Annotated in this window: 19 protein-coding genes; 8 read left to right on the top strand and 11 right to left on the bottom strand. The window is 64.1% G+C overall.

The features are described 5' to 3' along the window. Window positions 1-81: 81 nt before the first annotated feature. From BRAGE_RS0142160 to BRAGE_RS0142135, 6 genes are all read right to left on the bottom strand, one after another. Window positions 82-1,281 (bottom strand): ABC transporter substrate-binding protein, encoded by a 1,200-nt coding sequence (locus BRAGE_RS0142160; RefSeq protein ID WP_027562023.1) that lies wholly within the window; start codon window positions 1,279-1,281, stop codon window positions 82-84. Between the two features lie 106 nt (window positions 1,282-1,387). After that, window positions 1,388-3,226, bottom strand: coding sequence for an AMP-dependent synthetase/ligase (locus BRAGE_RS0142155; RefSeq protein WP_027562022.1), 1,839 nt, complete (start codon window positions 3,224-3,226; stop codon window positions 1,388-1,390). Window positions 3,227-3,321: 95 nt separating this feature from the next. Beyond that, window positions 3,322-4,110, bottom strand: coding sequence for an ABC transporter ATP-binding protein (locus BRAGE_RS0142150; RefSeq protein WP_027562021.1), 789 nt, complete (start codon window positions 4,108-4,110; stop codon window positions 3,322-3,324). A gap of 3 nt (window positions 4,111-4,113) precedes the next feature. Next, entirely contained in the window at window positions 4,114-4,872 is a 759-nt protein-coding gene (locus BRAGE_RS0142145; protein WP_027562020.1) for an ABC transporter ATP-binding protein, read from the bottom strand. Further along, a complete protein-coding gene (locus BRAGE_RS0142140; RefSeq protein WP_027562019.1) occupies window positions 4,869-6,020 on the bottom strand; it encodes a branched-chain amino acid ABC transporter permease in 1,152 nt (383 codons plus the stop codon). The genes BRAGE_RS0142145 and BRAGE_RS0142140 overlap by 4 nt, the downstream gene beginning before the upstream one ends. 5 nt (window positions 6,021-6,025) lie before the next feature. Beyond that, a complete protein-coding gene (locus BRAGE_RS0142135) occupies window positions 6,026-6,901 on the bottom strand; it encodes a branched-chain amino acid ABC transporter permease (RefSeq protein ID WP_027562018.1) in 876 nt (291 codons plus the stop codon). Between the two features lie 260 nt (window positions 6,902-7,161). Here BRAGE_RS0142135 and BRAGE_RS0142130 point away from each other — a divergent pair, with 260 nt between their 5' ends. The 6 genes from BRAGE_RS0142130 (at window position 7,162) to BRAGE_RS0142105 (ending at window position 13,138) form a co-directional block, all read left to right on the top strand. Further along, window positions 7,162-7,911: an ABC transporter ATP-binding protein gene (locus BRAGE_RS0142130; protein WP_027562017.1), complete on the top strand. Its 750-nt coding sequence runs from the start codon at window positions 7,162-7,164 to the stop codon at window positions 7,909-7,911. Next, complete coding sequence (locus BRAGE_RS0142125; protein ID WP_027562016.1) at window positions 7,908-9,434, top strand: hypothetical protein; 1,527 nt, start codon at window positions 7,908-7,910, stop codon at window positions 9,432-9,434. Before BRAGE_RS0142130 ends, BRAGE_RS0142125 begins: the two co-directional genes overlap by 4 nt. 118 nt (window positions 9,435-9,552) lie before the next feature. Then, window positions 9,553-10,368, top strand: a complete 816-nt coding sequence (locus tag BRAGE_RS0142120; protein WP_027562015.1) for an MBL fold metallo-hydrolase — start codon at window positions 9,553-9,555, stop codon at window positions 10,366-10,368. A 71-nt stretch (window positions 10,369-10,439) separates the two neighbouring features. Next, window positions 10,440-11,384, top strand: a complete 945-nt coding sequence (locus tag BRAGE_RS0142115; RefSeq protein ID WP_027562014.1) for an EamA family transporter — start codon at window positions 10,440-10,442, stop codon at window positions 11,382-11,384. A gap of 74 nt (window positions 11,385-11,458) precedes the next feature. Next, window positions 11,459-11,980 carry a hypothetical protein gene (locus tag BRAGE_RS0142110; protein WP_027562013.1) on the top strand — a complete coding sequence of 174 codons (522 nt, stop codon included), beginning with the start codon at window positions 11,459-11,461 and terminating at the stop codon, window positions 11,978-11,980. Window positions 11,981-12,085: 105 nt separating this feature from the next. After that, window positions 12,086-13,138 (top strand): amidohydrolase family protein, encoded by a 1,053-nt coding sequence (locus tag BRAGE_RS0142105; RefSeq protein WP_027562012.1) that lies wholly within the window; start codon window positions 12,086-12,088, stop codon window positions 13,136-13,138. An 81-nt stretch (window positions 13,139-13,219) separates the two neighbouring features. On the opposite strand, the gene BRAGE_RS0142100 is transcribed toward BRAGE_RS0142105, so the two are convergent. Next, window positions 13,220-13,675, bottom strand: a complete 456-nt coding sequence (locus tag BRAGE_RS0142100; protein ID WP_027562011.1) for a cupin domain-containing protein — start codon at window positions 13,673-13,675, stop codon at window positions 13,220-13,222. Between the two features lie 236 nt (window positions 13,676-13,911). Here BRAGE_RS0142100 and BRAGE_RS0142095 point away from each other — a divergent pair, with 236 nt between their 5' ends. Continuing rightward, window positions 13,912-14,466: a hypothetical protein gene (locus BRAGE_RS0142095; RefSeq protein ID WP_027562010.1), complete on the top strand. Its 555-nt coding sequence runs from the start codon at window positions 13,912-13,914 to the stop codon at window positions 14,464-14,466. A gap of 170 nt (window positions 14,467-14,636) precedes the next feature. Here the strand turns inward: BRAGE_RS0142095 and BRAGE_RS0142090 are convergent, their stop codons facing one another. Both BRAGE_RS0142090 and pcaB read right to left on the bottom strand, forming a co-directional pair. Then, window positions 14,637-15,893, bottom strand: a complete 1,257-nt coding sequence (locus BRAGE_RS0142090; RefSeq protein ID WP_027562009.1) for an aminopeptidase — start codon at window positions 15,891-15,893, stop codon at window positions 14,637-14,639. A gap of 113 nt (window positions 15,894-16,006) precedes the next feature. Continuing rightward, entirely contained in the window at window positions 16,007-17,368 is a 1,362-nt protein-coding gene (pcaB, locus tag BRAGE_RS0142085; protein ID WP_027562008.1) for a 3-carboxy-cis,cis-muconate cycloisomerase, read from the bottom strand. 418 nt (window positions 17,369-17,786) lie between these two features. Between pcaB and BRAGE_RS0142080 the strand changes: the two genes are divergently transcribed. After that, window positions 17,787-19,340, top strand: coding sequence for a winged helix-turn-helix domain-containing protein (locus BRAGE_RS0142080; protein ID WP_027562007.1), 1,554 nt, complete (start codon window positions 17,787-17,789; stop codon window positions 19,338-19,340). A gap of 176 nt (window positions 19,341-19,516) precedes the next feature. Here BRAGE_RS0142080 and BRAGE_RS0142075 read toward each other — a convergent pair whose 3' ends face one another. Together BRAGE_RS0142075 and mddA are read right to left on the bottom strand one after the other, a co-directional pair. Then, a complete protein-coding gene (locus BRAGE_RS0142075) occupies window positions 19,517-19,939 on the bottom strand; it encodes a GFA family protein (protein WP_027562006.1) in 423 nt (140 codons plus the stop codon). Window positions 19,940-20,078: 139 nt separating this feature from the next. Continuing rightward, on the bottom strand, window positions 20,079-20,867 hold the full coding sequence (gene mddA, locus BRAGE_RS0142070) for a methanethiol S-methyltransferase (RefSeq protein ID WP_027562005.1): 789 nt from the start codon (window positions 20,865-20,867) through the stop codon (window positions 20,079-20,081). Window positions 20,868-20,966: the final 99 nt, after the last annotated feature.

Below are 20,966 nucleotides of genomic sequence, written 5' to 3'. Positions count from 1 at the left end.
GAGACCCCTCACCCGGCTTCGCTTTCGCGAAGCCACCCTCTCCCGCAAGGGGAGAGGGTGCACCGTCATCGCCGCAAGAGATCAAAACATCAGATTGTCCTTCACCAGCACCCAGCGGCCGCCCTTGACCTGCTGCACCTGGGTGATGGTGTTGGCGAGGTGGTCGGTCTTGGAGAACTTGGTCGGCGGCGAGTTGAAGATGTCGAGGAATTTCTCGCCTGACTCCAGTGAATCAAGCATCTTCTGCCCGGTGATATCCTTGCCCGCCTTGCCCGCGTAGAAGGCGAAGGTCATCACCGCGTTGTAGCCGATCATGGCCTGCGTGTTGGCGTCGGTGCCGAACGACTTCTTGTAGCTGACAATCCAGTCCTTCACCTTGTCCTTGGCCGTGTCCTCGTAGGGGATCTCGAACAGGCTCGCCGCATAGAGGCCTTCGACGGCGTCCTTGCCCAACATCGGCACTTCCAGCACGTTGGTCGGCGAGGCTCCCAGGAAGGTCACGTCCCAACCGAGCTTCTTGGCTTCCGTCATCGCGCCGATGGTCTCGCGGAGGATGGTGCCGAGCACGACGAGATCGCAGCCGTCCGACTTCATCTTGGCGATCTGCGCGCTGAAATCCGAGGCGCCGCGCTTGTAGCTCGTCACCGAGGCCGGCTGGATCTTCATCGCAGTGAGCTGCTGGTTGAAACCGTCGAGCACGTTTTTACCGTATTCGTCGTCCTGATGCATGATGCAGGGCTTCTTGAAGCTCTTCCACTCCACCATGTATTTCAGCGCCGCCCGCGTGCTCTCGACATAGGGCAAGAGGTTGTTGAACTTCAGCCGCTCCTGCGGCTTGGCCGGATCGAACTTGAAGGTGAACTCGGCCGCCGTCAGCGGGAAGAGCTGGAGCACGCCGGCGTCGAACAGGATGTCCTGCGCCGCGAGCACGGTCGGCGATCCCATCGCTCCTACCATCGCGAAGATCTTGTCGCGCTCGATCAGCTTTTGCGATGCCAGCACGGCCTTCTTCGGATCGTAGCCGCTGTCCTCGACGACTAATCTGATCTTGCGGCCATTGACGCCGCCTGCCGCATTGACCTCCTCGGTCGCCATCTTCATCCCGTTTGCTACCGGCACGCCCCAGCCCTTGATCGGACCCGACAGGTCCTGATGGGTGCCGATGACGATCTCGGAGGCCGAGATGCCGTCATTGGTGACCTTGGTTTGCGCCGCGGCCGGCAGACAGGTGAGCGCCATTGCACTCACAGCAAGGCCGAACGCGCTGAACGATTTCGACATTGACGTCTCCTCTCCTTTGGGCCCGTGTTACGCGAAGGGCGGGGGCCATCGCTCCTTCGCTTCTTGTCGGCACATGCCCGCGATCTCAAGGCGCGGAACAGATGTCTCAGGCGACCGCGCGCTCGCGATACATCGCGTCGATCTCGGCGGCATAGCGCTTGTTCACGAAGCCGCGCTTCAGCTTCATGGTCGGCGTCAGCTCCTCGTCCTCCGGGGTGAGCTGGCGCTCGATCAAATAGAACCGCTTGATGGTCTCGACGCGGGCGAAGTTGGCATTGACCCGTTCGATCTCGCGCCAGATCAGGTCCTGGATCTCCATCGCCCGGCACAGGCTGGCATAATTGGTGAAGGGGATGTCGTGGTCCTGGGCGAATTTCTCGACATTCTCCTGGTCGATCATCACGAGGCAGGTCAGATACGGCCGCTTGTCGCCGATCACCACGGCGTCCGAGATGTAGGGCGAGAATTTGAGCTGGTTCTCGATCTCGGACGGGGTGATGTTCTTGCCGCCGGACGTGATGATGATGTCCTTCATCCGGTCGGTGATGCGGACGAAGCCTTCGTTGTCGATGGTGCCGACGTCGCCGGTGTGCAGCCAGCCGCGCGCATCGATGGTTTCCGCGGTCTTCTCCGGCTGGTTCAGATAGCCCATGAACAGGAAGTCGCCCTTGATCAGTATCTCGCCGTCAGGAGACAGCGCGACCTCGCCCCAGGACACCGCCTTGCCGACCGAGCCAAGCTTGATGCGCTTCGCCGGCATCATGGTGGCAACCCCGCAATTCTCGGTCTGGCCATAGACCTCGTGCATGTCGATGCCGAGCGCGAGATACCAGCGGATCAATTCCGGCGCGATCGGCGCTGCGCCGGTGAAAGCGATGCGGCAGCGGTCGAGCCCGATCATGCGGCGGATGTTGCGGAACGCGACCTGGTAGGCGAGGCGGTTGGCGATGCGCAGCGACAGCGGCAGCGCCCTGCCCTCGAGCCGGCAATCGACCATGCGGTAGCCGACGTCGATCGCGCGGCGATAGACCCATTGCTGCAACGGCGTCGCATCCTTCAGCGCGATGGTGATGGCCGAGTAGAATTTCTCCCAGATGCGCGGCACGGCAAGGAAGACGGTCGGCTGCACCTCGCGCAGATTGTCCGGCACGGTCTCCGGGCTCTCGGCAAAATTCATCACCGAGCCGAGCGCGACCGAGATGTAATAGCCGCCGATGCGCTCGGCGACATGGCAGAGCGGCAGGAAGATCAGCCGGTCCTCGTCCTCCCGCGCCGGGATGAAATCGTTGGCGTGCCGCATCTGATGCGTGACGCTGCGGTTGGCGTGCATCGCGCCCTTGGGCGGACCCGTGGTGCCGGAGGTGTAGACGAGCACGGCGAGATCGCCGGCGCTGCGGCTGTCGATCATCTCCTGCCACAGCGCCTCGCGGCCGGCCATGTGGTTACGCCCGAGCGCGCGAAACTCGTCGAGCGACATCACCATGTCGTCGGAGAAGCCGCTGAGGCCCTCCATGTCGAACACAATGATCTTCTGCAAGGACAGACAGCGCGCGCGGCAGGCGAGGATCTTGTCGAGCTGCTCCTCGTCCTCGGCGAAGATCACCTTGGTGCCGGAATCGTTGACGAGATATTCGACCTGCGCGGATGAATCGGTGGGATAGATTCCGGAGGACACGCCGCCGGCGCACAAGATGCCCATGTCGGCATGGACCCATTCCGGCACGGCGTTGGCGATGATGGAGGCGACATCGCCGGGCATGAAGCCGGTGGCGCGGAGCGCGTAGGCGATCTCCTTGGAGATCGCGAGCCATTCGCGCCAGCTCGTCGGCTGCCAGATGCCGAACTTCTTCTCGCGGATCGCCGGCCGCTCGCCGCGCGTCTCGGCGGCGAGCAAGAAGCTCTTCGCGATCGTATCAGCGACCGTCAGCACCGCCGGTCGGGCCATGCGCGTCTCCTCCTTGTCGCCTTGCCCTCCGCAGCCTGCCTTGCCGGCGGTCTATGTTGGCGGATGGGCCATTCCATTTAACGCCAAATCTTGCTCTAGCGCCAAGTTTTCTTCTTTTTCCAGCGCCGCTCGCCTCGCGCGCCCTGTTCCTTGGCGCCGAGGTAAAATTCCTGGATGTCCTGTGAATGCATCAAGCGGTCGCATGTGTCGTTCATGACGATGCGGCCGATCTCGAGCACATAGCCGTAATGCGCGGTCTCCAACGCCACCTTGGCATTCTGCTCGACCAGCAGGATCGACATGCCCTGCTCCTCGTTGACGCGGCGGATGATCGTGAAGATCTCCCTCACCAGCAGCGGCGACAGGCCGAGCGATGGCTCGTCGAGCAGCAGCAGCGTTGGCCGGTTCATCAGCGCGCGCCCGATCGCGAGCATCTGCTGCTCGCCGCCGGAAAGCTGGCCGGCCGGCTGGCTGATGCGCTCCTTCAGACGCGGGAAGTAGCCGTAGACCCGCTCCAGATCCTCCGCGACGCCGTCGCGGTCGCGGCGTGGATAAGCGCCCATCATCAGGTTCTCGCGCACCGACAGGAACGGAAACACCTCGCGCCCCTCCGGCACATGGCTCAGACCCAGCCGCACGATGCGGTCGGCCTCCATGCGCTGGATCGGCTTGCCCATGAACTCGATCGCGCCCTTCTGCGGATCGAGAATGCCGGAGATGGTCTTCAGCACCGTGGTCTTGCCGGCGCCGTTGGCGCCGAGCAGCGTGACGATGCGGCCGCGCGGCACCTCCAGCGAGATGCCGCGGATCGCCATGATCGGCCCGTAATAGCTCTCGATGTTGGAGAGTTTTAAGATGATATCGGGTGTCGCGGCGGTATCCATGCGTCAGGCTCCGAGATACGCGGCGACGACATCGGGATGCTGCTGCACCTCGGCCGGCGAGCCCATCGCGAGCACGCGGCCGTAGTTCAGCGCGATGACGCGGTCGGAGACGCGGTTGACCAGCGACATGTCGTGCTCGACCATCAGCACGGTGATGCCGAGCTCGCTCTTCATGTCGCGGATCCAGAATGACATGTCGTCGGTCTCCTCGACATTGAGGCCGGAGGACGGCTCGTCGAGCAGGATCAGCTTTGGCTCCGAGCACAGCGCGCGGGCGAGCTCGATCACCTTGCGCACGCCATAAGGCAGGCCGGAGATCAGCTTGTCGCGGTACGGCTCGAGATCGAGGAACTCGATCACCTGCTCGACCCGGCGGCGGTGCACCTTCTCGTTGGCGCGCACGCTCGGCAGGAACAGCAGCTCCTGCCAGAGCTGCGTGGTCGAATGGCGGTGACGGCCGACCAGCAGATTCGACAGCACGGTGGCGTTCTCGAACAGCTCGATATTCTGGAAAGTGCGGGCGATGCCGAGCCTTGCGATGTCGTAGGGCGGCTGCTCGGTGATGTCCTGGTCCTCGAAGAAGATGCGGCCCGAGGTCGGCCGGTAGATCCGCGAGATCAGGTTGAAGATCGAGCTCTTGCCGGCGCCGTTTGGACCGATGATCGAGAGGATCTCGCCCTTCTCCACTGCGAACGACACCGCATCGACCGCCTTGAGGCCTCCGAAATGCAGCGACAGGTTCTCGGCGCGGAAATAGCTCATCGGTTCCGCTCCGACTTCACATAGATCTTCTGCCGCTTGAAGGTCGCGCGCTTGTAGAGCGGGAAGAGCTGGAAGAAGAGCTTGATCTTCAGCCAGCGGCCGTAGAGCCCGAGCGGCTCGAACAGCACGAACAGCACGATGATGATGCCGTAGATCGCACCCTTGAGACCGTTGAGCGATGCGAAGGCCGCGATCTTCGACTGGATATTGCCCGCCGTCGCCGGACCCGCGCCGAACGTTGCGGCGATGCCGGCGATGATGCCGGGCATGTCATCCTTGAGGTATGTCAGGAACGGATCGATCATCACGATGAAGATCGCGCCCAGCACCGCGCCGTGCAGGCTGAAGCTGCCGCCGATCAGGATCACGATGATGAACTCGATCGAGAGCTGCAGCGTGAACATTTCCGGCGAGATGAAGGAGAGCTTGTGCGCGAACAGCACGCCGGCAAGGCCGGTGATCGCCGCCGAGATCGCAAAGGACTTGACCTTGTAGAGCGCGACATTGATGCCCATGCTGCGCGCGGCCGTCTCGGAGTCCCGGATGGCGACGAAGGCGCGGCCCGTCGGCGAGCGCAACAGATTGAGCGTGCCGACGATGGTCAGCACCAGCACGGCAAGGCAGAGGAAATAGAAGGTCGGGCTGTCGCGCGGCACGGTGACGCCGAGCAGCGACAGCGTCTTGACCCGCATGCCCTCGTTGCCGTTGGTGACGCTCTCCCAGCGCGCCAGGATCTCCTCGACGATGAAGGCGAAGGAGATGGTGGCGATGACGAGATAGATGCCCTGGAGTCGCAGCGCGGGAAAGCCGACCAGCGCGCCAATGCAGCCGGTGAGCACGCCTGCGGCGAGGAAATAGACCGGGAACGGCACATTGTATTTCTGCAAATAGGCCGCCGTGTAGGCGCCGATCGCGAGGAACGCTGCGTGCCCGAGCGAGGCTTGACCGGTGAAGCCAGTCAAAATCATCAGCGCCACGCCGACGGTCGCATAGATGCAGACGAAGACGAGCTGGCTCATCAAATAGCTGGAGAGCACATAGGGCGCGATCAGCAGCAGCGCGAGCAGGATACCGTAGGAGACGACATAGCCCGAATGCGGAAACAGCCTGATGTCGTCCTCGTAGTCGGTCTTGAACAGGAAGCGCATGGCGTTCAGACCTTCTTGCGGACGTGAAGGCCGAACAGGCCTTCGGGCTTGAGCAAGAGCACCGCGAGCAGCACGATGTAAGGCGCGACGTCCTTCCAGCCCTCGGCCAGATAGAACCCGGCCATGCTCTCGATCACGCCGATCAGGACGCCGCCGACGACCGCGCCGGGAATCGAGCCGAAGCCGCCGAGCACGGCGGCCGGAAACGCCTTGAGGCCGAGCACGAGGCCGACATTGGAGTGGATGAAGGTGATCGGCGCCAGCAGCACGCCGGCGCAGGTCGCGACCGCCGCGCTGATCGCCCAGACCACCGACACCACCCGCTTGACCGGAATGCCCATGTAGTAGGCCGCCAGCATGTTCTCGGAGCTGGCGCGCATCGCGGTGCCGAGCGTGGTCTTGTTGAAGAACAAATAGAGCAGCGTGCAGAGGATGATCGTCGCCGCGATCACCGACAGCTTGTCATAGGCGAGCACCAGCGAGCCGATGCGCAGGACGCCCTGGCTGAACGGCGTGTCGATCTTGAAATCGTCGGTGCCCCAGACCATGCCGGCGACCGAGCGCAGGAAATAGCCGAGGCCGATCGTGGCCATGATGATGGAGAATTGCGGATAGCCGAGGATCGGCCGCACCACCACGCGCTCGGCCAGCATGCCGAACAGCGCCATGGCGGCGACCGCACCGGCAAAGCCGATCCAGTAGTTCAGGCCCATCATGCCGATGAAGGTGAAGGCGAAGAAGCCGCCCAGCATCATCAGATCGCCCTGGGCGAAATTGACGACCTCGGTGGCCTTGTAGACGAGCACGAAGCCGAGCGCGATCAGGCCGTAGACGCAGCCGAGCGCAACACCGCTGACCAGCTGCTGAACGAAATCCAGCATCGCCGCGCTTCCTCCCGATGCAACCGGCGGTTCTTTGGCCGCCTCGCCGCATCTTGTGTCCAGTCGCTACGCAGTCGTTTCGCCGCGTTCGCGCATTCGTCCCGGCGCCAATTCAGCCCGAACCGCCAAGCGCTGTCAACAAACGGTGACTTGCCTTTGGTCGAAACCGGATGGTGGAATTTGTGGGCCGTAGATTCACGGTGCCGAAACATCTTCGGGTCATGGTCGCGGGCGATGCAAAACCGGATAATGTGGCCGTCATGAAGCCGGACAAGTCGGCGCTCGAAGTCCGAGGGTTAACGAAGCGTTTTGACCGTTTGGCGGTCGACAGCCTCGATCTCACCATCCATGCCGGCGAATTCTACGCGCTGGTCGGCCCCAACGGCGCCGGCAAGACCACCACTTTGCGCATGGTTGCGGGCCTGCTGCGGCCCGATGCCGGCGCGGTCTCGATCTTCGGCATCGATGCGCTCCAGAACCCCGTCGCCGCCAAGCAGGTGATGGCCTGGGTGTCCGACGAACCCATGATTTATGACAAGCTGACGCCGCTCGAATATCTCGAATTCGTCGCCGGCCTCTGGGGCATCGCGCCGTCCGTCTCCGAACCGGTCGCGCAGGAGCTTCTGAGTTCGCTCGGTCTTGAGCCACACCGGCACGAACGCTGCGAGGGCTTTTCCAAGGGCATGCGCCAGAAGGTGGCGCTGGCCGGCGCGCTGGTGCACGATCCCCGCCTCATCATCCTCGACGAGCCGCTGACCGGGCTCGACGCCGTCTCAGCCCGTCACGTCAAGGGATTGCTGGGCGAGCGCGTCCGTGCCGGCTGCACCGTCATCATGACGACACACATTCTCGAAGTCGCCGAGCGCATGGCCGACCGCATCGGCGTGATCGCCTCGGGCCGCCTCGTCGCCGAAGGCACGCTGACCGAGCTGCGCCAGCAGAACGGCCATGCCGACACCAGCCTGGAAGATCTCTTCATCGCGCTGGTGACGCTCCAGGAAGCCGCATGAGCTCGGCGACCGCGCTGTCCTGGTTTGCGCGCCACGAGCTCCGCCTCGCCTGGCGCGAATGGTTCGCCATGATGACCGGCGGCCGGCGCAAGCGGGCGCGCGCGGCAATGATCGGCCTTCTCTTCTTCGCAGCGCTCCTGCACGTGCCGGCCTGGGCAGTGATCGGCCGCTTCGCCGATCTGCAATTGCCGCTCGACAAATCCTCCCTGATCGTGATCACGGCGACGATGTTTCTCGCCTGGACCTTGATGCTGTCGCAGGCGATCGAATCGGTGACGCGGGTGTTTTACGCCCGCGCCGATCTCGACCTGATCATGTCCTCGCCAGCGACGCTCGCCAATCTGTTCTCGGTACGTATCGCTGCCATCGCGCTCACCGTCACGGTGATGGCGCTGCTGTTCTCGACGCCGTTCATCGACGTGTTGGTGATCGGCGGGGGTGCGCGCTGGCTCGCAGCATTCGGCGTCGTCATCGCCATGGGCCTGTCGGCCGCGGCGATCGCGATCGCCGTCACCATCCTCTTGTTCCGCCTGATCGGTCCGGCGCGGACGCGCTTCGCCGCCCAGATCCTGGCCGCGATCATCGGCGCCGGCTTCGTGATCGCGCTCCAGGTCGCCGCGATCATGTCCTACGGCACGCTGTCGCGCTTCACCATCCTGACCTCGGGGAGCCTTGCCGCCTATGCCCCCGACGTCGACAGCATCTGGTGGTGGCCGGCGCGGGCGACGATGGGCGACAGCGAGGCGCTGCTGCTGCTTCTGGCGCTCGGGCTCGTGCTGCTCGGCGGCGTGATGGCGATGTTCTCTGGCCGCTTCGCCGACACCGCGATCGATGCCGCGGCTTACGGCAGCTCCGGCCGCAAGCGCGCGAAGGAGCGCCCGTTCCGCGGCGGATCGCGGCAGCAGGCGCTGCGGCGCAAGGAATTCAAGTTGCTCTGGCGCGATCCCTGGCTGATCTCGCAGACCCTGATGCAGCTGCTCTATCTGGTGCCGCCGGCGCTCTTGCTCTGGCGCAGCTTTGCCGACAGCTCCGCGGCGGTGACGCTGATCACGCCCGTCATCGTCATGGCGGCCGGTCAGCTCGCGGGCGGGCTTGCCTGGCTGACGATCTCGGGCGAGGACGCGCCTGATCTCGTTGCGACCGCGCCGCTGACGCCGTCCAGCGTCATCCGCGCCAAGATCGAGGTTGTGCTGATCGCGATCGCCGCCATCTTCGGTCCGCTGGTCGCCGCGCTCGCCCTTGCCTCGCCATACCAGGCCGCGGTCAGCGCCGGCGCCATCATCATCAGCGCGGCCTCCGCGACCGCAATCCAGCTCTGGTTCCGGGTGCAGGCAAGGCGCAGCCAATTCCGCCGCCGCCAGACGTCGTCTCGGCTTGCGACCTTCGCCGAAGCCTTCTCCTCGATCGGCTGGGCCGCCAGCGCCGCGCTGCTGCTTGCCTTGCCGATCGCCGGGCTGATCAGCGGATTGATCACAGCCGGCCTCGTCGCCATCACCTGGAAGTTCAGCCCGCGGCGGGAATAGACCGCGCGAATAAAGCCGGGACTGAAGGTGCGACACTGACGCGCTGTTGATCGCCAGCTGTTGGCCGCAGGCCGCATTGCACGCTAGACTTTCCCCTGAAGTCATCGGGGACGGATTCATGTGGCGACTTGTTTCGGCGGCTCTGGCGCTGTTCGGCGCAGCCCTCTCGCCTGCCCTCGCCCAGCAATCGCCACAGCGCAGCGAGTGCCTGGCGATGGCCAATGCCGCGCCGCGGGTCATGTCGGTCGCCTTCAGGCAGGCGGCGGCCGCCGCGGAGGTCGAGATCACCTATGCCGGCCACTCGACCTATTTCATCGACACGCCGGGCGGCTTGCGCATCGCGACCGACTATAGCGGCGCCTATCAGGTGGGACGGCTGCCCGACGTCGTCACCATGAACCGGGCCCACAGCACCCACTACAGTCTCTTTCCCGACAAGCGCATTCCCCATGTGCTGCATGGCTGGGGCGACGACGGCAAGCCGGCCATCATCGCGGAACGCATCGGCGACACCTTCATCCGCAACGTCACCACGGACATCCGCCGCTATTTCGGCGACGACGCCGGCGTCGACATGATCCGCGACGGCAATTCGATCTTCATCTTCGAGGTCGCGGGCCTCTGCATCGGTCATCTCGGCCATCTCCACCACAAGCTCGATGACAGCCACTTTGCCCAGATCGGACGGCTGGACATCGTGATGGTGCCGATCGACGGCACCTACACCATGTCGCTGGGCGGCATCTCCGACATCACCAAACGCCTGCGCGCGTCCGTGGTGCTGCCGATGCATCGCTTCGCCACCCCGCTCGACGAGTTCATGGACCGCATCGGCCAGCAGTTCGAGATCGACCGGCGCAACGCGCGCTCGTTCCGGATGTCGCGCGACGCGCTGCCGTCGAAGCCGACGGTGATCATCCTCGACGGAGTCTGACCCGCGAAGGCGGGAACGCATGAACCGCCTCCGACTTGGTTGCTTCGAGATCGTCTTCGATCGGAGCAATCATGAGCAGACGGTTCCTCGTCATCGGCGCCTTCGCCGCCATCTATTTGCTATGGGGTTCCACCTATTTCGCCATCACGTTGGGCCTGAAGTCGATCCCGCCATTTCTGCTGATGGCGCTTCGCTCGTTGTGCGGCGGCATTGTGCTGCTCGCGATGAGCGGCGGACAGGTCGCAGGCGTATCGTGGCAGGCCTGGGCCATGGCGAGCCTGTGCGGGCTGCTGTTCTTCGTCGGCTGCCACGGCGTGCTCGCCTTCGCACAGCAATCGGTTCCTTCGGGCGTGGCAGCGATCGTGCTCGCCACGATCCCGTTCTGGATCCTGCTGATCGATCTCGTGTTCCCTGGCGATCAGCGACCGAGGCCCGTTGCCCTGCTGGCACTCGTGCCCGGCTTCCTCGGCGTCGGACTCGTGGCATGGCAGAACGTCAAGCAGGCCGGCATCAGCATTCTTCCCGTCGTTCTCCTGCTGGCTGCGGCCTTGTCGTGGTCCGCCGGGACCGTGCTGTCCCGGCGCATGTCGAACCAGACATCCGCCATCCTGCTGTCAAGCATGCAGCTGTCGATCGGCGGCACCGTGCTGTTCGCGATCAGCTGGCTGACGGGCGAGATCGAAAGCTTCAGGCCGGGCAACGTCTTGCCGATGTCGCTTGCAGCGGCGCTATGGCTGATCATCGCGGGCAGCGTGATCGGATTCGTCGCCTACAACTGGCTGCTTGAGAACGTCTCGACCTCGCTGGTGTCGACCTACACTTTCGTCAACCCGGTGATCGCGGTGCTGCTCGGCACCGTCGTGCTGGGCGAGCCGTTCTCGCCCATGATGCTGCTCGGCGCGGGCCTCGTCATCGTCTCTGTCATCGTGATTTGGCGCGCTGAAAGCTCAGGGAGTTCGCGGACCAACGACGAGACCGTTCGGAGCACCAAGAATCTCGTCCTGCGCAAGACCTGACGGCCGCGGACGGCAATTTTCTCCAAGTCATCTGCAATCCGGTCGTGCTGATCTCCCGACGATAGGAGATCGACATGACCGACTTTGTGAGATTGTTGCACGCGGAAGGGCCAAATCCGGAGCACGCCGCAGCGCTCCAGCTCTATGGCCGCTTCGTCGGCGACTGGCGTGCCGAAGTCACCGCCCATGGCGCCGATGGAACGAAACACATCGCGCCCGGCGAGATCCATTTCGGCTGGGTGCTGGAGGGGCGCGCCGTGCAGGACGTCTGGATCATCCCGCGGCCCGCGGGCAGCCCGGCGTTTCCGGTCGCGGGCAATTGGTACGGCACGACGCTGCGGGTCTACGATCCCTCCATTTCCGCGTGGCGGATTTCCTGGTTCGATCCCGGCCGCTGCGTCTTCCGCCAGCAGATCGGCCGCGCGCGCGGCGCCGATATCGTACAGGAAGGCACGACCGAAACGGGCGAGCTGACACGCTGGAGCTTTACCGAGATCAGCGGGGATTCCTTTCAATGGCTCGGCGAGGTCAAGCCCACCACGGCAGCCGCGTGGCGGCTGGTGGTCGATGTGAAGGCGACACGGCGCAAGGGCTGAGCGCTGTGCTCGCGATGACGGGCGCGGTTGCGCAGCGCGCGCTGCTGCGTGAGGCGATGAGGTGCTAAGCTCCTCCCACAAAGAATATAAAGGGAGCGAATGCCGATGGCCGCAACTGGCTTGCCCGCCAACACGAGCGGGCTGTTCGTCGAGCCGCGCGAGGACTGGCTCGCGCAACATCAGGAGGAGATCATCGACCCCTTGCGGCCGATCGTCGATCCCCATCACCATCTCTGGAATCGCGGACATCGTTATCTGATCGAGGAGATGGCTGACGACATCGCCTCCGGGCACAACATCATCGCCACCGTCTATGTCGATTGCCGCTCGATGTATCGCGCGCATGGGCCCGAGGCATTCCGGCCCGTCGGCGAGGTCGAGTTCGCCAACGGCGTCGCCGCCATGAGCGCGAGCGGCGGCTACGGCAAGGCCGCGATCTGCGCCGGCATCGTCAGTCATGCCAATCTACTGCTGGGCGATGCCGCAAAGCCGGTGCTGGAAGCGGAGAACGCGGCGGGCAATGGCCGCTTCCGCGGTATCCGGCATTCCTCGGCCTGGGACGAAGATCCCGCCGTCGCCGGCATGTATGCGAACCGGCCGAAGGAGTTGTTGCGGGACCCGGCCTTCCGCAAGGGCTTTGCCTGCCTCGCGCCACTGGGCCTCAGCTTCGATGCCTGGCTGTTCCATCCGCAGATCGGCGAACTGACCGAGCTCGCGCGCGCCTTCCCCGACACCAAAATCGTGCTCGACCATTGCGGCGGCCCGGCCGGAATCGGCCGTTTTGCCGGGCGGCGCGAAGAAGTGTTTCCGCAGTGGCGCGCCTCGATCCAGGAGATCGCCAAATGCGAGAACGTGGTGGTGAAGCTCGGCGGGCTCGCGATGTGCCTGCTCGGCTATGACTTCCATCTGCGCGAGAAGCCGCCGTCATCCGAGGAGCTTGCCGCGGCCTGGCGGCCCTATGTCGAAACCTGCATCGAGGCGTTCGGCGTGAGGCGCGCGATGTTCGAGAGCAACTTTCCGCCGGACAAGGGCCAGTGCAGCTACCAGGTGATCTTCAACGCTTTCAAGCGTATCGCCGCGCCCTTGAGCGAGGCCGAGAAGACGGCGCTGTTCTCGCAGACCGCGACGGATTTCTACCGGCTCGATCTGCCGTCATGACGAGAAGAGGGGCCGGGATGTGATCCCGACCCCTCTTCGTCGTGGCCGCTGGGAAGCGTCCTTGAAACGATATTGTCTGCTCTAGCCGGCGCCCACCAGCGAGGCCGGGCGGCGCTCGCCCGTGGAGACGAACATCTTCTTGAGCTTGTTGACGACGCGGATCAGGAACCCGATCATCACCGGATTGGTCTTGCGGCAGAACGCGATCTTCTTGACGTAGCCCTCGACGTGCCATTTGGCATGGGCGCCGTCGCGGAAGAAGATGACGTCGCCGGGGCCGTAGCGCTTCGGCGGCATGCCGTCGCTTTCGAGCACGATCGATCCTTCCATGATCATGATCGTCTCGTCGATGTCGTAGTACCAGTTGAAGCGGCCTTCGGTGCAGTGCCAGATGATGGTCGAGGCGGTGCCGTCGGCGCTGGTGGACAGGATATGCGAGCGCGACACCGGGTTGCCCTCGATGATCCAGGACGGCTCGATCGGCCGCAGCTCGAGGTCCACATTGCAACTACCAACTTCAATCAATGCGCGCGACATCTGCTTCCCCAGGGAATATAATATGGGTGACCGGGCTCTCGGCCCGGACTGTTTCCAAAGATGTTGGAACGCTAGTAGCCGGTTTTTAATTCTTTCTTACGCAGGCCCCGCAAATCAGCCGCAAGTTGCATGTGCGAAGCAGCAAACGCGCCGATTTCCCTGCAAATCCGCGCACATGAACCCATCTTTTCCAGGGTGCGACAAAATGCGCGAAGCAGCCAAAGGAGCCCATGCCGATGCCCCTGACGCCCGAGGTCCTCACAGCCAACGACGAGGTCGTCGCCTGGCTCGGCAGCCTCGATGTCTCCTTCGCGCCGGACGACGAGACCTGGTTCACCATCGACGGCATCGAGAGCCCCCGGCAGATCGGCAGTGACGGCGCCGGCGGCGCCTTTGTCCTGCTACCGTCGCAGAATGTGCTCTACGTCTCATCGGAAGGCCGCGCCGGGATCATCGCGGAGAATTTCGAGGCGTTCGTCCAGCTCGCGATCGCCCGCCCCTACTGGCTCGACATCCTGAAATTTTCCGCCGGCGGCGACCTCGCCGAGATGCGGCGCGCAGCCGATGCGCTCGAGGCGACACTCGACGACGAGGACGACGTCAACGAGGCGCGCGAGGAAATCCGCGCTGCGCTTGACCTGCCGGACGCGAATGATCCGGTCAGCGCGCTTTACGACGCGGTGGCTGCTTCCGACGTCATCGTGCGGGCCACCGACGGCAGCCCGTTCACCACGCTGTTCAACCGCTTCAGCATCGACAGCAACCCGATGCTGCGCGACGCGGCGGCGTGAAGGGCGCTCCGACGCTAGTAGATAAACATCAGGTGTTCACGACCGTCATGGCCGGGCATAGCCGTCCGAAGGACGGCGTCGCTTCCGCTCGCCACGTCCCGGCCATCCACGCCTTGCGGCACACAGAACGTGGATGCCCGGGACAAGCCCGGGCATGACGAGCAGCGGCGTTACTTCGCCCACTCGCCCTTGCGGAACACCGGCACTTTGCTGCCGTCAGCAAGAATGCCGTCGATGTCGGTTTCGGCGGAGCCGATCATCCAGTCGATATGGATCAGGCTCTGGTTGCCGCCTTGCGCGGCAATCTGCTGCGGCGTCAGCTGCGCACCGTTGACGAAGCACTTCGAGTAGCACTGGCCGAGCGCGATGTGCGAGGCCGCGTTCTCGTCGAACAGCGTGTTGTAGAACAACAGCCCGCTCTGCGAGATCGGCGAGGAATGCGGCACGAGTGCCACCTCGCCAAGACGCCGCGCGCCCTCGTCGGTGTCGAGCACCTTGTTCAGCACCTCCGCGCCGCGCGAGGCTTTTGCGTCGACGATCTTGCCGTCCTCGAAGCGCACCGCGATGTTGTCGATCAGCGTGCCCTGATAGGACAGCGGCTTCGAGCTCACGACATGGCCGTAGACCCGCCGACAGTGCGGCGTGGTGAAAACCTCTTCGGTCGGGATGTTGGCGTTGCAGCTGATGCCGTTCTTGGAGAGCGATGCGCCGCCTTCCCATTCATGACCGTCGGCCAGCCCGATCGTGAGATCGGTGCCCGGTCCCGAATATTGCAACGCGCGGAAACGCTGGCCGTTGAGCCAGTTGGTGCGCTCGCGCAGCACCGCATTGTGGCTCGCCCAGTTGCCCATCGCGTCCTCGCGGTCGACGCGCGACGCCGCGAAGATCGCATCCGCAAGCTTGCCGATCGCAACGTCTTCCGGATCGTTCGGAAACACCTGCTTGGCCCAGGACGGGCTCGGATAGGCGATGATGTTCCAGTTGGTGTCGAAATTGACGATCTTCTCCAGCGCCGGCTGATAGGCCATCGAATTCGCCTTGCTGGCGCGCGCGACCTTGGACGGATCCTCGCCCGACAGCAGCATCGGATTGTCGCCGACGATGGCGAGCCGCGCGGTGTTGTCGGAGAATGCCTTGGCCATGCCCTCGTAGAGCCAGCCGGCGGCGCGATCGAAACTGTCGTCGTGACCGTGGCGGTAGCGCGCCAGCGTCATCTCCTCGTCCGACAGGATCGGCGTCACGATGCCGGCGCCGGCCTTGTAGGCGTGCACGGCGATCCGCCGCACCAGCGGCAGCGCGATCGCGGGCGCCGTCAAGAGCAGATCCTGTCCCGGCCGCAAGCCCAGGCCCACCTTCACCGCCACCTCGGCCAGCCGGTCGAGTTTCGCGGGATCGATGGGAGCGGCGGAATTGCGGTGATCGGTCATGCGGGGTCCTCTGCCGAAAGTCTGTTGTTCAATCTAAGCCTAGCATCGCGAGACACAAGTGCGCGAGCACCTTGCGGCACATGAAAGATACGCAATTTCACCCATCTTGGTTTTCAACGCGTTGCGGATTTCAGCACCCGATCGACCATGGCGGGCGCAAGACCGAGGTAATTTTTCGGTGAGGTGAGCGCCTCGATCGTGGCGCGGTCGATGCGGCTTGCGACGCGGGAATCGGACGAGAGCGCGTCCGCCAGGCTCACACCCTTCTCGTTGGCGAGCCGGCAGGCATCGTAGACAACGTCATGCGCCTCCTGCCGGCCGATCTGCGGCGCGAGCCCCATCATGACGGCTTCGGCCACGATCAGGCCGCGGCTGATGGCGAGATTGTCGTTCATCTTCGCTTCGTCCACGATCAGGCCGGTGAGCGCGAATTTTGCCTGGTGCAGCGCGCCCGCGGTGAGCACGAAGCTTTCGGGGATCGCCATCCACTCGGCGTGCCAGGGACCGGTGGCGCGTTCGAAATCCTGCACCATGGCGTCCAGCATCAGGCCGGCATGCTGGCGCACCGCCTTGCTTGCCGCGAGCATCAGCTCCGAGGAGATCGGGTTGCGCTTCTGCGGCATGGTCGAGGAGGCGCCGCGGCCCTTGACGAACGGCTCATAGAGCTCGGCGAACTCGGTCGAGGCCATGATCATGATGTCGAGCGCGATCTTGCCGAGCGAGCCGGTGACGAGCGCGAGGAAATTCACGCCTTCCGCAAAGCCGTCGCGCGCGACATGCCAGGTCGAGGCGGGAACGCCGAGCTTCAGCTCGGCGCAGAGCGCCTCCTGCACCTCAAAACCCTTGTCGCCGAGCGAAGCGAGCGTGCCGGCGGCGCCGGCGAACTGGCCGACCAGGACGCGCGGCTTCAATTGGTTGAGACGCTCGGCGTGGCGGTCGAACATCGCGAGCCAGATCGCGGTCTTGTAGCCGAACGTCACCGGCAACGCCTGCTGGAGATGGGTGCGGCCCGCCATCGGCGTGTCGCGATAGCGCTTCGAGAGGTCCGCAAGGATCTTGCGCAGCGCGGCGATGTCGCGCTCGACAATCTCAAGGCCGGCGCGCAGTTGCAGCACCACGGCGGTGTCCATGATGTCCTGTGTGGTCGCACCCCAATGCACGTAGCGGCCGGCATCGCCGCACTGCTTCACCATCTGATGCACCAAAGGGAGGATCGGATAGCCGACGATGTCGGTCTCCCGCCGCAGCAGATCGAAATCGAACGCGGTGACGTCGGTCCGCGCCGCGATCTGGTCGGCCGCCTCCTGCGGGATCACGCCGCATCGCGCCTCCGCTTTCGCCAGCGCCACCTCGACCTCGGCATAGCGACCGACCAACGCGACGTCGGAAAACACCTCGCGCATCTCAGGCGTGCCGAAGGCATCGCGGAACAACATGGAGTCGAGCACGGTGGTGGAGGCGGAAAAAGCGGGCATGGGCGTTTCTTTATGGTTGGTGTTGTGCGGAGGGCAGCTTACGCGGGGCACGCGGTTCGGCAATGACATTCACGGTTCGGTGCACATGCCGTGATTGCGAGGAGCTCTTGCGACGAAGCAATCCACCCTCCGCGGAAAGACTCTGGATTGCTTCGCAGAGCCTGTCATCGGGCCGCGCTTCGCGCGGACCCATTGGCTCGCAATGACGAAGGAGAGGACGGAGGCCGCATGAGCGCAGCGATATCCGGAAAATGGTCACAATTCTAATTCCGGTTGTATTCCCCCTTGGAATCCGCATGGCAGCCATCACACAATCGTGCTGAACCCTGTCGACCCTTCGGCGGACTCACAGACTTCAAGTCGAAATCCATTTTGATTTTATCAATGCCGATGTTGCCGTGAGGATTGAGTTTTCGACGTGCAGTTTCTATTCCGGGACCACCTTCTCGACACCGACCGGCGCGAGCTGAGCCGCGAGCAGGTTCCCGTGGCCGTGGAGCCGCAGGTTTTCGATCTCGTCGTCCACCTCATGGAAAATCGCGATCGCGTCGTCAGCAAGGACGAGCTGATCGACAAGATATGGCACGGGCGCAGCGTCTCCGAATCCACCTTGACCAGCCGGATCAACGCGGCGCGGAAGGCGATCGGCGACAGCGGCGCGAACCAGGCGCTGATCCGCACCATCGCGCGCAAAGGCTTCCGCTTCGTCGGCGACGTCCAGACCCAGTTCGGTGCGGCCGAGCCCGGCCGTGTCGCCGCAGTGCCGCAAATCATGCTCGCGCTGCCCGACCGGCCCGCAATCGCGGTGCTGCCCTTCACCAACATGAGCGGCGATCGCGAGCAGGATTATTTCTCGGACGGCATCAGCGAGGACATCATCACCGCGCTGTCGAAGCTGCGCTGCTTCTTCGTGGTCGCGCGCAACTCCTCCTTCGTCTACAAGGGCCGTGCCGTGCACATCCACGAGGTCGCGCGCGAGCTCGGCGTACGCTACGTGCTTGAAGGCAGCGTGCGGCGGAGCGGCGAGCGCCTGCGCATCTCGGCGCAGCTCAACGACGTCTCGACCGGAAGCCATCTCTGGGCCGAGCGCTACGACCGCGAGCTCGCCGACATTTTCGCCGTGCAGGACGAGATCACCGAGGCGATCGTCGCCGCGATCGAGCCGCAGCTCTATGCCGCCGAGAGCTTTCGCGCCCAGCAGAAGCCGCCGGGCAGTCTCGATGCCTGGGACCTCGTGATGCGCGCCCTGTCGCATTACTGGCGGATCACGCGCGAGGACAATGCCGTCGCGCAAGGCCTGCTGGAAAAGGCTGTTGCGATCGATCCCGCCTATGGCAAGGCGCTCGGCCTGTTCGCAACCAGCCACATCTTCGGCGCGCATATGGGCTGGGCCGACATGGCCATGACCGTGCCGGTCGCCGAGCGCGCCGCGGTCGCGGCGGTGGCGGCCGATCGCGAGGACGCCTGGGCCCATCATGGCCTCGCTTACACCTATTTATTCCGCCGCCGCTTCGACGATGCGCTGGCGGCGTTCGAGATGGCCTTGCGGCTCAATCCGAATTTCGCGATGGCGCACGCCTTCCACGGCGTGACGCTGTGCTACGCGGGACGATGGCAGGACGGCGATGCCGCCGCGCGCCGCGCGCTGCGGCTCAGTCCGCGCGATCCGCTGGCGGCGATCTATTGCGGCGTTGTCGCCTATGCCCAATTCATCGGCCGCAACTATGAGGCAGCCATGCAGATGGCGCGGGAATCGATGCGGCAGCGCGCCGATTTCGTCGGCGCCCATCGCGTGCTGACGGCGGCGGCCGGCATGTCGGGCGATCCCGAGCTCGCGGCCTCCGCGCTGCAAGGCCTGAACCGCGCCCAACCCGGCATCTCGCTCGCCTGGATCACGCGCGAGCTGCCGATGCTGCGGGCCGAGGATCGCGAGCATTATCTGGAAGGCTTGCGGCGGGCGGGAATGCGGTAGGCGCTACACTGACGGTGCACCCTCTCCCCTTGTAGGAGAGGGTGGATTCGATGCGACGCATCGAAGCCGGGTGAGGGGTTTCTATCCTCGCGAGCGGTCTTGCATGTGGAGAGAGACCCCTCATCCGGCGCTTCGCGCCACCTTCTCCCACAAGGGGAAAAGGAAGGACGGAGCCCCTACTCCTGCATCATCTCGCCGCTGCCACCGAACTCGGCGGGAAAGTCCTTCAGCTTGGGCAGCCCGTCGCGCATCGGCAGCACCGTCTCGGCATAGTTGACGTGGACGCCGGGCGTGAACGCCAGCGTCGGGATGGTCGCAGTGAAGACGTCGATCAGGTCGAGCGGCGGATGGTTGGTCATGAGATGGCCGCCGCACTTCCTGCAATATTTGCGCTGGCTGAGCGGCGTCTTCACAAAAGTCTCGACGTGCTGGGCGCCTTCGGTGATGCGCACCGCTTCGGGCTTCCACAGGCTGAACGCGTTCACCGGTCCACCCGACCACGAGCGGCAGGAGCGGCAATGGCAATAGCCCATCGCCGCCGGCTCCCCCGTGACCTCGATCGTGACCGCGCCACAGAAGCAGTTTCCGACATGTTTCATTGGGTCGTCTCCATTGAGAATGAGATTTTGTGAGGCGAGCAGGCGGCCTGTTGCCACTCTCCTCGTTCGTTGAAGAAGGGGCGAAGAGAAGCCGCCGCGCATCCTCCTTTCGGAGGACGCGCGCGGATGGACGCGAAGCCTATACTGACCGGCGCCAGGGAATAAGCATCGACACCCGTTGTTTGTACTGCCGGTATTCGTCGCCGAAGAGGCCGATGAGATCGTGCTCCTCCAGCGCGATGCCGACGAAGATGTAGATCGTGGTCACGGCCGCGAACAGCAGGTGGCCGACGGTCATGACCGGCGCCGCCCAGAACGCGATGATGAAGCCGAGATAGATCGGATGACGGACGAACTTGTAGAGCATCGGCGTCTTGAAGCGCATTGGTGCCTCCTCCGTGCCGACGAGATGGTTGGTCACCTGGCGGAGGCCGAACAATTCGAAATGATTGATCATGCAGGTGCTCATGAACACCAGCACCCAGCCGGCAAACGACAGCGTGACCAGCGTCACGGCAAGGTCCGGATTGTCGACATCCCATACGACCGTCGGGAGCGGACGCCACTGCCAGAACAGGAGCAGCAATGACAGGCTCGCGAACAGGACGTAGGTCGAGCGCTCGACCGGCTTGGGGACGAATTGCGTCCACCATGCCTTGAAGCGCTGGCGCGCCATCACGCTGTGCTGAACGGCAAACAGGGACATCAGCAGCAGGTTGATGATGACGGCCTCGGCCGTCGGCGTGTCGGTTCCGGTGTCGATCGTCTTCGGCACCACCAGCCCCATCACGAAGCCGATAGCGTAGAGAATGGTGACGAAAAACACGAGATATGCCGCAATTCCGTACAGAAAGGCGATGAACTTGAAAATGCGTGAGCCCGCAATGTCCGGGCCGATCGAATGAACCTGGTGATCAATTTGGGTCATAGAACGCTCCGTTGTGCCGAGGAATCGGCACTATTTGGTCTTCGCACCATGCCGGATCGGCCCGCCAGAGACTTTCGCGGAGGGTTGATTTTCGCCTGA

Source organism: Bradyrhizobium genosp. SA-4 str. CB756 (assembly GCF_000473125.1).
Taxonomy (GTDB): domain Bacteria; phylum Pseudomonadota; class Alphaproteobacteria; order Rhizobiales; family Xanthobacteraceae; genus Bradyrhizobium; species Bradyrhizobium arachidis.
This window is presented reverse-complemented; position numbering and strand designations above follow the sequence as displayed.